General features: G+C 62.6%; 11 protein-coding genes. 5 read left to right on the forward strand and 6 right to left on the reverse strand.

From position 1 onward, the window contains the following. Positions 1–5 precede the first annotated feature (5 nt). The 4 genes from AC3IX1_RS04765 to AC3IX1_RS04780 all read right to left on the reverse strand — a co-directional run bounded on the left by AC3IX1_RS04765 (position 6) and on the right by AC3IX1_RS04780 (position 4,353). A complete protein-coding gene (locus tag AC3IX1_RS04765; protein WP_489387322.1) occupies positions 6–878 on the reverse strand; it encodes an ABC transporter permease in 873 nt (290 codons plus the stop codon). A gap of 10 nt (positions 879–888) precedes the next feature. Continuing rightward, a complete protein-coding gene (locus tag AC3IX1_RS04770; RefSeq protein WP_489387323.1) occupies positions 889–2,001 on the reverse strand; it encodes an ABC transporter substrate-binding protein in 1,113 nt (370 codons plus the stop codon). A gap of 88 nt (positions 2,002–2,089) precedes the next feature. Next, positions 2,090–3,181, reverse strand: a complete 1,092-nt coding sequence (locus tag AC3IX1_RS04775; RefSeq protein ID WP_489387324.1) for an ABC transporter ATP-binding protein — start codon at positions 3,179–3,181, stop codon at positions 2,090–2,092. 266 nt (positions 3,182–3,447) lie between these two features. Next, positions 3,448–4,353, reverse strand: a complete 906-nt coding sequence (locus tag AC3IX1_RS04780) for a LysR substrate-binding domain-containing protein (protein WP_489387325.1) — start codon at positions 4,351–4,353, stop codon at positions 3,448–3,450. A gap of 283 nt (positions 4,354–4,636) precedes the next feature. On the opposite strand from AC3IX1_RS04780, the gene AC3IX1_RS04785 reads away from it, so the two are divergent. Next, a complete protein-coding gene (locus tag AC3IX1_RS04785) occupies positions 4,637–6,385 on the forward strand; it encodes an amidohydrolase (protein ID WP_489387326.1) in 1,749 nt (582 codons plus the stop codon). After that, entirely contained in the window at positions 6,382–7,329 is a 948-nt protein-coding gene (locus AC3IX1_RS04790; protein WP_489387327.1) for a CobW family GTP-binding protein, read from the forward strand. The genes AC3IX1_RS04785 and AC3IX1_RS04790 overlap by 4 nt, the downstream gene beginning before the upstream one ends. A gap of 140 nt (positions 7,330–7,469) precedes the next feature. Here AC3IX1_RS04790 and AC3IX1_RS04795 read toward each other — a convergent pair whose 3' ends face one another. After that, entirely contained in the window at positions 7,470–8,990 is a 1,521-nt protein-coding gene (locus AC3IX1_RS04795) for a sensor histidine kinase (protein ID WP_489387328.1), read from the reverse strand. Then, complete coding sequence (locus AC3IX1_RS04800; protein ID WP_056728524.1) at positions 8,987–9,706, reverse strand: response regulator transcription factor; 720 nt, start codon at positions 9,704–9,706, stop codon at positions 8,987–8,989. Before AC3IX1_RS04800 ends, AC3IX1_RS04795 begins: the two co-directional genes overlap by 4 nt. A 279-nt stretch (positions 9,707–9,985) precedes the next feature. On the opposite strand from AC3IX1_RS04800, the gene msrB reads away from it, so the two are divergent. From msrB to msrA, 3 genes are read left to right on the forward strand one after another with little or no spacing between them, the layout of a single operon-like run. Continuing rightward, positions 9,986–10,504, forward strand: a complete 519-nt coding sequence (msrB, locus tag AC3IX1_RS04805; protein WP_489387329.1) for a peptide-methionine (R)-S-oxide reductase MsrB — start codon at positions 9,986–9,988, stop codon at positions 10,502–10,504. A gap of 33 nt (positions 10,505–10,537) precedes the next feature. Further along, positions 10,538–12,313: a cytochrome c biogenesis protein DipZ gene (locus AC3IX1_RS04810; protein ID WP_489387330.1), complete on the forward strand. Its 1,776-nt coding sequence runs from the start codon at positions 10,538–10,540 to the stop codon at positions 12,311–12,313. Positions 12,314–12,342: 29 nt separating this feature from the next. Beyond that, positions 12,343–13,050 carry a peptide-methionine (S)-S-oxide reductase MsrA gene (msrA, locus tag AC3IX1_RS04815; protein ID WP_489387331.1) on the forward strand — a complete coding sequence of 236 codons (708 nt, stop codon included), beginning with the start codon at positions 12,343–12,345 and terminating at the stop codon, positions 13,048–13,050. Positions 13,051–13,060: the final 10 nt, after the last annotated feature.

The following is a 13,060-nucleotide window of genomic DNA, read 5'->3' on the forward strand; positions in this document are numbered from 1 at the left end:
TGATCTCAGCCTACCAGTCGGTTCACGCGGGTCATTTTCAACAGCACCCAGATCAGCGCGCTGACCAGGGCCAGCAACACCACGCTCAGCGCAGCCCCCAGGCCCCAGTTACTGGTCTGGAACATTTGCAGGAACACGTATTCGGCGATCATCACCGTTTGCCCGCCACCCAACAGCACTGGGGTGATGAAGAAGCCCAGGCAGAACACGAAGACCATGATGAACGCGCCCAGGATCCCCGGCAGGGTCTGCGGCAGCAGCACTTGCCAGAAGGTGCGCAAGGCACCGGCACCCAGGCCTCGCGACGCCATGAGCACACGCTGATCCAGTTGACGCATGGTCGACAGCAGCGGGAACACCGCATAAGGGATCATCACGTGGAGCATGCCGATGACCACGCCGATTTCATTGCGGCTCAACTGCAGCGGCTGATCGATCAGCCCCATGCCCATCAGCCCGTTGTTGAGCACGCCGTTGCTGCGCAGGGCGATCAACCAGCCGAAGGCCCGCACCAGCACGGAAATCCAGAACGGGATGAAGATGCAGATCTCCACCACGCGCTGCCAGAACGGCGGGCTGAACACCCAGCAGTACGCCAGCAGATAGCCGATCATCAGGGCCAGGCCGCTGACGGTCAGGCACAGGCGCAAGGTGCGCCAGAGCATTTCGTGGATTGCCGGGTCCGTGGCGATGCGCTGGTACTGCTCGATGCCCGGTGTCGGCAGCGACAAGCTCCAGCCGACCACGCCGAGAAACGGCAGCACGTAGAAGACCAGCAGCAACACCGGCAGCGGAAACAGCAGCAGGCCGCGCTCCAGGCCCGGCGAACTGAACCGGGGCTTGGGGGTGGTCAGGGTTGAGGCCAGGGTGGTAGTCATGGTCACAGGCTCACTTGGACAACCGCGTCAGATACTCTTCCAGGGCTTTGGAATAGTTGTCGGCGTACCACTGGGCGTTGAGGGCGATCTGCTTTTTCAGGTTTTCTTCGGAAGCGCAGTTGGCTTCCAGTTGCTTGGCCGACATCAACTTTTCCGTGGCGCTGTTGGAAGGCCCGTTGCCCAGCAGTTCGAACAGCTTGAGCTGGCCTTCGGGTTGCAACGCTTGCTGGATGAACTGCATGGTCGGTTGCGTGCCGCCGGGGTTGCCGTTCAATACCGCCCAACTGCTGGAGTTGATGAAACCGTTGTCGAAGCTCCAGCGCACGCGGTTGTCGGTGTCTTCGCTGAGCAGCTTGGCGCGGGTGTGCCAGATCGCGCCCACCGACACTTCGCCTTCGACCATCAGTTGCTGGCTCTCGGCACCCGAGCTCCAGAACGACAGGACGTGAGGCTTGATCTCGTCGATCTTCTTCATCGCCCGTGGCACGTCCAGCGGGTACAGCTGATCAGCCGGAACGCCGTCGGCGAGCAGTGCCGCTTCGAGCATGCCGTTCATCCACTTGTACAGCGTGCGTTTGCCGGGGAATTTCTTCACGTCCCAGAAATCGGCCCAGGTCTTGGGCCCGTTTTCACCAAACTTTTCGCTGTCCCAGGCCATGACATAGCTGAACTGGTAGCTGGCGATACCGAAATCGGAGGACAGCGCCGGGGCCACCTGATCGCGCTTGATGGTGTTGTAGTCCAGCGGTTGCAGGATCTTTTCCCGGCCCAGCACGAGGGCGCTGTAGCTCTCGACATCGACCACGTCCCAGCTCGGTTGACCGCTGGCCAGTTGCGAGCGGATCGCGCCTTCGGTCGGGCCGGCGCCGTCGATGCGCACCTGGATGCCGGTGTTTTTGGTGAAGGTGTCGGTCCACGCCGAACGGAACGCGTTCAGGGCATCGCCGCCCCAGTTGACCACCACCAGCGGCTTGTCCGCCGACCAGCTGATGCCGCTGCGCAGCGCCAATGGCACCGCCGCCAGCAGGCCCATGGCCTGGATAAAGGTGCGACGGTTGATCTGACCGTCACGGGCCTTTTCGATAAGCACTTCGATGCAGTCTTGTTGGTGATCCTGGCGCATGGACAAGTCCTCAATCGGCGGGTGTCGCAGCGAGCACCGGCCTTTTTGTTTTGATTGGAAGAGAGCTTTGTGACGCAGTTTTGGGGTTTCAGGCCTGTAGCAGGAAGCTTTGCTGCACCGGCCAGCTCAGCCACACCGGAGCACCGCTGGGCATCTGTGCGCCCGGGTGATTACCCGGCACGGACAAGTTGATCGGCAACGTATCCCCGCCGACCTTCAATGCCAGATGGGTGCTGGAGCCTTGATAAACCTTGTCGGTGAGTTGCGCGGGCATCACGTTGTAGCCCTCCGTGGTCGGGCACTCGCTGTGCAGTTCCATGTGCTCCGGGCGCACGGCCAGCACGATCGGTGCCTTGCTCAAGGCGTTAGGTGCCACGGCGTGCAACAAGCTGGTGCCGCAGTGGCCGCTGGCGGTCTGGCCGTTACGGGTCAGGTTGTCCAGCGGGAACAGGTTCATCTTGCCCAGGAACTCGGCGACGAAACGGCTCTCGGGACGGTTATAGATGTTCTCCGGGGTGTCGACCTGGGTCAGCTTGCCGTGGTTGAAAATCGCGATGCGCGAGGACAATGCCAACGCTTCGTTCTGGTCGTGGGTGACGAACACGAAGCTGGTGCCGACCTGACGGTGGATGCGTTGCAACTCGGTTTGCAGCTGTTCGCGCAGGTTCTTGTCCAGCGCCGACAGTGGCTCGTCGAGCAGCAGCAGTTCCGGCTCGAACACCAGCGCCCGGGCAATCGCCACGCGCTGCTGCTGGCCCCCGGACATCTCGGCGGGCTTTTTGTGCATGTGCGCACCGAGGCCGACCACTTCAAGGATGTGCTTGACCCGGCGGTTGCGTTCTTCGGCCGGGACTTTGCGGATGCGCAGCGGGTAGGCCACGTTCTCGGCGACGGTCATGTGCGGGAACAGCGCATAACCCTGGAACACCATGCCGTAGTTCCGCTTCTCGGCGCTGCGCCGGATGATGTCGACGCCTTGCTCCATCAGCTTGCCCGATGTCGGGCTGAGGAAGCCGGCCAGTATCATCAGCAAGGTGGTCTTGCCCGAGCCGGACGGACCCAGCAGGGTCAGAAATTCGCCTTGGCGAACATCGAGGTCGACGTTATCCAGCGCCGCGAAACGGCCGTAATACTGGCTGATACCTTGAGCGCTGAGCTGGATCGCTGAACGGCTGGACACAATGAGGTTCCTCTTTTTATTGCCCATATGACGTACGAGGACGGATGTGAATCCGAAATGGGCTTTGGGTTCATTATTGTTAAAAGTATCGCTACATCAATGGAATTATTTTGCCCGTATTGGTTAGTTTAATTACCCAATTAACACGGCCTCTGTAGGAGCGAGCTTGCTCGCGATGGTCGATAACGATGATGCGAAAAACCTGACACACAACGGTGCTCTCTGGCTTTTCGCGAGCAAGCTCGCTCCTACAGGGGGATGCGTTGTTACAGGGTGTCCTGCCAGGTCTGGCGGGACGACTGCAGCTGCGTCTTGACCCAGTTGCTGAAGGCCTGGACCACCGCGCGGTCCGCCTTTTGCGGGTCGGTGGCCAGGTAGTAACCACGGTGCAGATCGATGCTGATGTCGAACGGCCGCACCAGCAAACCCTTGGACAAGGCATCGCCGCTGATCAGGTTGTCGCCGATGGCGATGCCCTGGCCGGCAATGCAGGCGGACTGTGCGCAGTGGGCATCGGAGAACAGGATGCCGCTCAACGCATTGACCCCCGAAGCGCCGGCGGCGGTCAGCCAGATGCGCCAGTCCGAGTAGTCGGTCATGTGCAGCAAGGGGTAAGTGCTGAGCTCCTGCGGGTTTTTCAGTCCGCCTAGCGCGTTGATCAGGCGTGGGCTGCACACCGGGAAGAAGCGCAAAGCCACAATCTCTTCAACATTCATTTCCGGCCAGTCGCCAATCCCGTAGGCGATGAACAGGTCGACGTTGGGGTTGTTGGTGTCGTCCGGCGTGCGCGGGGAAATCAGCTGCAACTGCACTTGCGGGTACTGCCGCAAAAACGCACCGATGTGGTGGCACAGCCAATAGGTGGCGAACCCCGGCGCACAACTGACGCACAGCCGGCCGGAGATTTCCTGATCGTCGATCAACTGCCCGGCATCGAGCAGGTTCAGCAGAATCCCGTGCACCTCCCGTGCATAGCGCTCGCCTTGGTACGTCAGGCCAATGCCGCGGCCAATCCGTTCGGTCAGGGCGAAGCCGACGCATTCCTCCAGCTTGCTGATCTGGTGGCTGATGGCGCTGCGGGTCAGGTTCAGTTCACGGGCCGCGACCGACACGCTGCCTGTGCGGGCAACCGCATCCAGCGCACGAAGGGCTGTCATCGAAGGAAATCGCATAAATCATCCCGTTCAAAGGTGGAAGAAAGGCCTGCAGACACCGATCACCGGTGGCTTTCCATATGGTGATGTAAATCGAACAGTCAGGCCAAAAAAAATCGATTGTTGTATCGGTTGATTCAACAATACTAGCGCTAATTGTCATCGGCCGGTCAGGCCCACCCTCAAACCGGGGGCTGCCCGCGACCTTTCCTGCTGACTAAAACAACAACAGTTTTTCAGGTTCCCGACCCGCCTGGCGCCCGGTGGACCTTTCAATCTCCTGAACTCGAAGGTGGCTTACATGGCTGAGTCCGATAACTTTTCCTCTACCCATTCCGTGCAGGGGACCTATGCCGACCTGATCCTTGCCAATGGGCGTATCTATACCCAGGACCCGGCCAACCCGTGGGCCGAGGCCGTGGCCATCCGCGACGGCAAGTTGATCGGTGTCGCCAGGCTCGGCCAGATCGAGATGTTCAAGGGCCCGAACACCCGCGTGCATGACCTGCAAGGCGCGTTCTGCATGCCCGGCCTGCACGACATGCACACTCACCCCGACCTAGCGTTGGCGCCGCGCTACAGCGACGATCTTGACGTCGGCATCGAAGACCCGACCCCGGAACAACTGCGCGAAAGCATCCTCGCCTATGCCGACAGCCATCCCGGCGACGGCTGGATCTACGGTCAGTACTGGGTGCGCTACACCTTCCGCGAAGCTGGCCTGACCCCGGGCCGCGCCTGGCTCGACAGCGTCATGCCGGACCGTCCGGTGGCGCTGCTCGACCGCATGTGGGGCACCATGATGGTCAACTCCAAGGCCCTGGAACTGGCCGGCATCGATGGCAACACCTGCGACCCGCGCAACGGCTATTTCGAGCGTGACGAACTGACCGGCGAACCCACCGGCCTGATGATCGACGGCGCCTACGCGATGATCCACGCAGCCATGCCGCCGACCCCGGTCAGCGTGCTGCGCCGCGCCTATCGCGATGGCGTGCATTTCCAGAGCTCGCGCGGCGTCACGGCGAGCAAGTACGTGCATGTCTGCGAACAGCGCTTGCAGGCCCTCAAGGAACTGGACGACAGCGGCGAACTGACCGTGCGCATCGAAGCGGCGATCAGTTGGCAGGACGACATTTTCCCGGTGCGTCGTCGCTGGGAATTGCTGGCGGGCGAACGTCACTACTACCGCAGCGCACGCCTGAGCGCCAACGCGGTGAAGTTCCACTTCGACGGCACGGTCGAGCCGAAGTCTTCGTACCTGCTGACCCCGTGGCCGCAGGAATCGAGCTGGCGCGGCAAGCTCAACCTGACCCCGGAACACATCACCGACATGGTGGTGGACATGGACCGCAAGGGCATCCGCGTGATTGCCCACTGCACCGGCGACGGTGCGTCGGACGTGTTCCTCGATGCCGTGGCCGAGGCCCGTCGTCGCAACGGTTTCAGCGGCGTACGCCACCAGTGCGCCCACAGCACCTTGCTGCATCCGGGCAACCTGCCGCGCTTCAAGGAACTGAATGTCATCGCCGAGTTTTCCCCGGCCGCCTGGTACCCGACACCATTCGCCAGTGGTGCGCGCTCCGGCTACGGTCAGGAGCGACTCAAGCGCATCTACGATTTCAAAGGCGTGCTCGCCGCCGGTGGCACCGCGGTGATGGGCACCGACTGGCCGGTGGCGTCCATCGACCCGTGGCTGGCGCTGGAAACCATGATCACCCGGCAGAACCCGTGGAACGACGACCCGGCCTGCTTCGGCGACCCGATCAGCCTCGAACAGGCGCTAACCGTGATCACCAGCAACGGCGCCGTGGCCATGGGCCTGGAACACAGCACCGGCAGCCTGCAAGTGGGCAAGGCGGCGGACCTGATCGTCATCGACCGCGACCTGTTCGCCGAGCCGGCGCGCAACTACATCCACAAGACCCAGGTGCTGCTGACCTTCGTTGAAGGGCAACTGGTCTACGACCGCCATTCGACGCTGCAAGCCCTGGGCCTCAAGGCGGTGTGGCAGGGCGAACCACCGGTGCTGGAGGGCAAGGCAGAATGACTTCTCCACGCATTGCCGTGACCGTCGTCTCGGGGTTTCTGGGCGCCGGCAAAACCACGCTACTCAACCGCATGGTGCGCCGTGCCGAAGGCAGTCGGCTGGCGGTGATCGTCAACGACTTCGGTGAGCTGAACATTGATGCGGCCATCGTTTCCGAAGTCACCGACGCGGTGTACAGCCTGCAAAACGGCTGCATCTGCTGCACCGTGCAGGAAGACCTGCTGGCGCAACTGGGCAGCCTTGCTCAATTAGAACCGCGACTGGAGCGCATCGTCATCGAGTGCAGCGGCGTGTCCGATCCGCAGCGCATCGTGCAGACCCTGGCTTATCCACAGCTGCGCAGCCAGATGCAGCTGGACATGGTGATTACCGTGGTCGATGCCACCCGTCATCTGCAACTCGACGGCGAGTACGCGCGGCTGGCCCGGGCGCAGGTGGCGGCCGCCGATTTGCTGTTGCTGAACAAGACCGATCTGGTGGATGAACAACAGTTGCGGACGCTGCGCGAGGCATTGGGCGCCCGGACTCGCGTGCATGAAAGTGTGCAGGCCGAATTGCCCGATGCGCTGTGGCTGGACACCGACCTTGACCTTGAACCTCGGGCGCTGAAACCGCTGACGCGGGTGGCCGATGGCGACCACGGCGAGATGTTCAGCAGCTGGTTGTGGCAGCGCAACGCGGCCCTCGACGTCGAATGCTTGCGTGGCTGGTTGAAGGCGCTGCCCAGCGATGTGTTCCGAGTCAAAGGGTTGGTGATGCTGACACCGGGCAGCACGGCGCACTGGTTGCAACATGTCGGCACGCGCAGTCAGTTTTCCCCGGCAGTGGATGAGGCCCAGGCCAGCTCCACGCGTCTGGTGTTCATCGCACGCCGAGGCTTTGACGGCTGGAAAGCACTGGGGCAAGGTCTGGAGGATTGCATCGTCAAGGATGAGCGTGGGTGAACACACCGAAGACTTCGGATGTTTTGGCTGGCCTCATCGCGAGCAAGCTCCCACAGTGGTTTGGGTTGTTCGCAGATCTTGCGTACACCCGTTAACCCTGTGGGAGCGTGGCTTGCCCGCGATGCAGGCGCCTCGGTCCGTCAGGCCTGCCTCGGTGTATTGAGGTTCATCGACCGCACCGCCAACGCAGTCGCCGTTTCCTCGTCGATCGGCAGCGAAAACCGGAACGTCGCCCCGCGCCCCGGCACATCGACCACCTGAATCTCGCACCCGTGCAATTGCAGGATGCGATGCACGATCCGCAGCCCCAGCCCGCCATCACGTCGTGCACCGCCGATATTGAACGGGCGCAGGAACAGCCCTTCGCGCAGTTCCGGGGCAATGCCGGGGCCGGTATCGCTGACCGTGACTTCGATGAATGAGCCTTGCGGGCGCAGGCCCAGCTCGACCTCGCCACCGGTCGGGGTATGGCGCAGGGCGTTGTCGAACAGGTTGGTCAGCACCCGCTCGATCAATCCGAGGTCCGCGCAGGCCGCCGAGGCGTTAGGCGCGAAGGTGGCCTTGAGTTCGACTTTGCGCGCTTCGGCGGTGAGTTCGAATTTCTGGAAGATGTCCTGGGCCAGGTCGGTCAGGGAAAAGCGTTCCAGCACCGGTTGCACGAAACCGTGCTCCAGCCGCACCAGTTCCAGCAGCGACTGCGCCAGACCGCCGACCTTGCGGCTCTGGTCCAGCGCGATGCCGAGGTAGCGACGACGGTCGGCAGGGGACAGCGTGGCGTCCTTGAGCGACAGGGTTTCCAGATAACCGTGCAACGAGGCCAGCGGCGTGCGCAAGTCGTGGGAGATGTTCGCCACCAGTTCGCGGCGCTCCTGATCCTGGCGGGTCAACGAACGCCACTGCTCGCCCAGGCGGGTCTGCATCTGCCGGAACGCCGCATCGAGCACAGCGATTTCATCGTGGCTGGCGGCTTTTTCCACCGCAACAGGCAGGGCCGGTGTCACCGGGACGCCATCGATGTCGAACTGGCTGACGGTTTCGGTCAGGCGGCGCAACGGCCGGGTAATCAAGGCAAACGCCGTGAGACCGGCAATCAGGCATAGCAGCGCCACCAAACCGATGGACAACAGCGCTGTGTTGAGCGCCGCGCTGGTTGCACCGCGTTCGGCCAGGCGGTCGTGATCCTCACCGAGCAACACCACGTAGAGATAACCGACCGGCTTGCCGTCGACCTTCAGCGGCGCAGCGCTGAACACCTTGCGTGCATCGACGCTGCGCGGGTCGTCGCCGAAAATCGGCAGGGCATCGCCCCGCAACAGGCGCTGGATCGGCGCCAGGTCGATCCGCTCACGACGGATCCGGCCCTCGGGCGCGGCGCTGCCGACAATCTTGCCCTCGGTGTCGAGCAGGTACACCTCGACGCTCGGGTTGACCTGCATCAGTTTGCTGAACAGGTCACGCACGGCATTGGGCATCAGGCCCTGAGTGTCCATCAGCACCGTGTCACTGGCGATGTGCTGCGCCAGGTCCCGGGACAAGCCCTGCACCACTTCCTGCTCATGCATCTGGTTGGAGCGCACCTGCAACCACGCCGACGTGCCGCAGCACACCAGCAGCAGCACGGCGAATACCAGGGACAGGCGTTGCGTCAGGGTCAGCCTCATGGCTGCGGCTCCTCGCCTGTGGCGAATTTGTAGCCACGACCCCAGACCGTGAGGATACGCACCGGTTGCGCCGGGTCGGCCTCGATCTTGGCTCGCAGGCGGTTGATGTGGGTATTGACCGTGTGCTCGTAGCCTTCGTGGCTGTAGCCCCACACGGCATTGAGCAGGTCCATGCGCGAAAACACCTTGCCGGGCTGGCGGGCGAAGAAATACAGCAAGTCGAACTCCCGGGGCGTGAGGTCCAGGCGCCGTCCGTCGAGAGACACATCGCGGGTGATCGGGTCGATGGCCAGGCCGTCGGTGAGCAGGCTGCCGGCGTCCATCTTCAGGTTGCGCGCCATGGCATCGACCCGGCGCAGCAATGCTTTGACCCGGGCCACCAGTTCCAGCATGGAAAAGGGCTTGGCCAGATAGTCGTCGGCACCCAGTTCCAGGCCGAGAATCCGGTGCACTTCGCTGGAGCGCGCGCTGGTGATGATGATCGGCGTGTAGCGGGCCATGGCACGGGCGCGGCGGCAGATTTCCAGGCCGTCGACACCGGGCAGCATCAGGTCGAGGACCAGTGCGTCCCAGTTGCCTTGCTGCAGCAGGCGCATGCCTTCATCGCCATCGGCGCTGTGCACCACCTCGAACTGCTCATCGCGAAGATGCAGGCAGATCAGGTCGGCGATATGCATATCGTCCTCGACCACCAGGACGCGTTTGGTCTGTTCCATACAGCTCAATCCTTCGGCGCAATGGGCGCATTGTGCGAAATGCCACTGTAGGAGCGAGCCTGCTCGCGAAAAACCTGAGGACGCCGCGGGGCGTCAGGTATCCCGCGTCATCGTTGACCTCCATCGCGAGCAGGCTCGCTCCTACATTTGCACTGGCATTGTGCGGGTTTTTCGGGGTCTGAGTTATCACGAATTGTTTAACTTCCCGTGAGGATTTGGCGATCACCCAAAGCCTAGGCTGTGTTCTATGAAAAACCCTTGGATTTTTTGGAGACGAACATGTTTTCACGACGGCAATTTCTTGTGGCGAGCGGCGGGCTGGGGGTGACAGCCCTGGCAATCGGCCTGTTGCCGAAGTTTTCCACAGGCTCGGCATTGATCAGTGAGGCCAGCGCAGCGGAGGTATTCGAAGTGACCCACAGCGACAGCGAATGGCACACGATCCTGAGCGCCGAGCAGTACGACATCCTTCGCGAAGAAGGCACCGAACGGGCCTACAGCAGCCCACTGAACAACGAGCACCGTGAAGGCACATTCGCCTGCGCCGGTTGCGACCTGCCGCTGTTTTCCTCAGCGACCAAGTTCGACAGCCGCACCGGTTGGCCGAGTTTCTGGGCACCGCTGGACAAGGCCGTGGCGACCCGCCAGGACCGTGCGTTCGGCATGGTCCGCGAAGAGGTTCACTGCCGGCGTTGTGGCGGGCATCTGGGCCATGTCTTTGACGACGGCCCGAAACCCACCGGCCTGCGCTACTGCATGAACGGCCTGGCGATGAAATTCATACCGAAGGCGGTGTGATTCCCTTCCACTCACTTTTTGCAGGTAATCGCCATGTGGCTGCTGGTCCTCGCTTATCTCGGTGGTGTGCTGACGATTGTCAGCCCGTGCATTCTGCCGGTGTTGCCGTTTGTCTTCGCCCGCACCGGGCAACCCTTCGTCAAAAGCGGATTGCCGCTGTTGGTGGGGATGGCGCTGACCTTCGCGCTGGTCGCGACATTGGCGGCGGTGGGCGGTGGCTGGGTGGTGCAACTCAATCAGTACGGGCGTTGGCTGGCGCTGGTGTTCGTCGCGTTGTTCGGTCTGACGTTGTTGCTGCCGCAACTGGCCGAGCGCCTGACCCGGCCGCTGGTGGCGGCGGGCAGTCGTTTGTCGGAAGCGGCGGGCGCCGATGCGCGGCCACGTCCCGGTGCTTCGTTGCTGATCGGCGTGGCCACCGGCCTGCTGTGGGCGCCCTGCGCCGGGCCGATCCTCGGTTTGCTGTTGACCGGTGCGGCGCTGCAAGGCGCGAGCATTCAAACCAGCTTTTTGCTGCTGGCGTATGCCGTCGGTGCAGCCACTTCCCTCGCGCTGGCCTTGTTGCTGGGCGGCAAAGTCTTCAGCGCGATGAAACGCTCCATCGGTGCGGGCGAATGGCTGCGTCGCGGCCTGGGTGCGGCGATGCTGGCCGGTGTGGCGGCGATCGCCCTGGGACTGGATACGGGCGTTCTGGCGCGGCTCTCCACGGCGTCGACCGGTGGTATCGAGCAAGCGCTGGTGGAGAAACTGTCCGGCAAGTTACCGCGTAACAGCGGGGCGATGATGGCGCAAAACTCGACCTCCGAGGGTGCGGTGCAAGTGGCTGACAAAACCCCGGGCACCTTGCCGGTCGAAGGCAACCTGCCGCCGCTGGAGGGCGCCGTGCAATGGCTCAACTCGCCACCCCTCGATGCCCAGGCATTGAAAGGCAAGGTCGTGCTGGTGGATTTCTGGACCTACTCCTGCATCAACTGCCTGCGTTCGCTGCCCTATGTCAAAGCCTGGGCCGAAAAATATCGTGATCAGGGCCTGGTGGTGATCGGCGTGCATGCACCCGAGTTTGCCTTCGAGCGCGACGTCAGCAACGTCACCAAGGCTATGAAAGACCTGGGCATCAACTACCCGGTGGCCATCGATAACGAGTTCAAGATCTGGCGCGCCTTCAACAACGAGTACTGGCCGGCGCATTACTTTGCCGACGCCCAGGGACGCATTCGTTATCACCACTTCGGCGAAGGCAAGTACGCTGAATCGGAGCGAGTCATCCAGCAATTGCTGCGCGAGGCGGGGGCGGCCAAGGTCGCGGACGGGCTGATCAGTGCCAAGGCCGACGGTGTGCAAATGGCCCCGGACAAGGACGCCGTGCAGTCGCCGGAAACCTATGTCGGCTACCAGCGCGCTGAGCATTTCGTACCGGAAACCGCGCTGGTGCCGGACAAGGTCGCGACCTACAACCCGCCGGCGCAACTGGCCCTCAACGACTGGAGCCTGGGCGGCCAGTGGCATGTCGGCCCGGAGCGGGCCACCGCCAGCGCGCCGGCCAGTCGCATCGTCTATCGCTTCCACGCCCGTGATTTGCATTTGGTGCTCGGCCCTGGCGCCGATGGCAAGCCGGTGCGCTTCAAGGTGCTGATCGACGGCAAGGCCCCCGGCGATGCCCACGGCATGGACGTGGCCCCCGATGGCAGCGGCACCGTGACCGACCAGCGCTTGTATCAACTGGTGCGCCAGAGCGGCGGCGTGACCGACCGGACCTTCAGTATCGAGTTTCTTGACCCGGGTGCGTCGGCTTACGCCTTCACCTTCGGCTGATAACTATCAACGCTTCAGGAGTTCGCACCATGAAAACCCTCTTTACCTGGCGCCGTACCCTGTTGGGGCTGGCGGCTGCCGGCATCATCAGCCAATGCTCGGCCTTCTCCTTCGGTGGCTCCGAAGAGGGGGTAATCCTTCCACCGCCTGCCCTCGACGAAACCACCCAGGCCCGCAGCGAAACCGCCGTGTTCGCCGGCGGCTGCTTCTGGGGCGTCCAAGGGGTGTTCCAGCATGTCAAAGGTGTGAAGAACGCTGTCTCCGGCTACGCGGGCGGGGCGGCCAATACCGCGCAATACGAGCGCGTCAGCGGCGGTAATACCGGCCATGCGGAATCGGTCGAAGTGACGTTTGATCCGAGCCAGGTCAGCTACGGCACCTTGCTGCAGATCTACTTTTCAGTGGCGCACAACCCGACCGAACTCAACCGCCAGGGACCGGACAGCGGCACCCAATATCGTTCGGCGATCTTTACCAAAAGTGCCGAGCAGCAGCGGGTCGCACAGGCCTACATCACCCAGCTCGACGCCGCCCATGCCTTCGACAAACCGATCGTGACCAAGCTTGAAACCTTCAACGGCTTCTACCCAGCGGAAGAGGAACATCAGGATTTCCTGACCGAGCATCCGACCTATCCGTACATCGTGATCAACGACTTGCCGAAGGTCGCGCAGTTGAAGCAGCTTTACCCGAATCGTTATCAGGAACAGCCGGTGCTGGTGAAGGCGGGGATGTAAATGGCGATCA

Source organism: Pseudomonas sp. KH_046_2 (genome assembly GCF_057838985.1).

Excerpts from the sequence above, each read along its gene's own strand:
- AC3IX1_RS04765 (WP_489387322.1), bottom strand. The coding sequence starts at position 878 with ATGACTACCACCCTGGCCTCAACCCTGACCACCCCCAAGCCCCGGTTC.
- AC3IX1_RS04770 (WP_489387323.1), bottom strand. The coding sequence starts at position 2,001 with ATGCGCCAGGATCACCAACAAGACTGCATCGAAGTGCTTATCGAAAAG.
- AC3IX1_RS04780 (WP_489387325.1), bottom strand. The coding sequence starts at position 4,353 with ATGCGATTTCCTTCGATGACAGCCCTTCGTGCGCTGGATGCGGTTGCC.
- AC3IX1_RS04785 (WP_489387326.1), top strand. The coding sequence starts at position 4,637 with ATGGCTGAGTCCGATAACTTTTCCTCTACCCATTCCGTGCAGGGGACC.
- AC3IX1_RS04790 (WP_489387327.1), top strand. The coding sequence starts at position 6,382 with ATGACTTCTCCACGCATTGCCGTGACCGTCGTCTCGGGGTTTCTGGGC.
- AC3IX1_RS04795 (WP_489387328.1), bottom strand. The coding sequence starts at position 8,990 with ATGAGGCTGACCCTGACGCAACGCCTGTCCCTGGTATTCGCCGTGCTG.
- AC3IX1_RS04800 (WP_056728524.1), bottom strand. The coding sequence starts at position 9,706 with ATGGAACAGACCAAACGCGTCCTGGTGGTCGAGGACGATATGCATATC.
- msrB (WP_489387329.1), top strand. The coding sequence starts at position 9,986 with ATGTTTTCACGACGGCAATTTCTTGTGGCGAGCGGCGGGCTGGGGGTG.
- AC3IX1_RS04810 (WP_489387330.1), top strand. The coding sequence starts at position 10,538 with ATGTGGCTGCTGGTCCTCGCTTATCTCGGTGGTGTGCTGACGATTGTC.
- msrA (WP_489387331.1), top strand. The coding sequence starts at position 12,343 with ATGAAAACCCTCTTTACCTGGCGCCGTACCCTGTTGGGGCTGGCGGCT.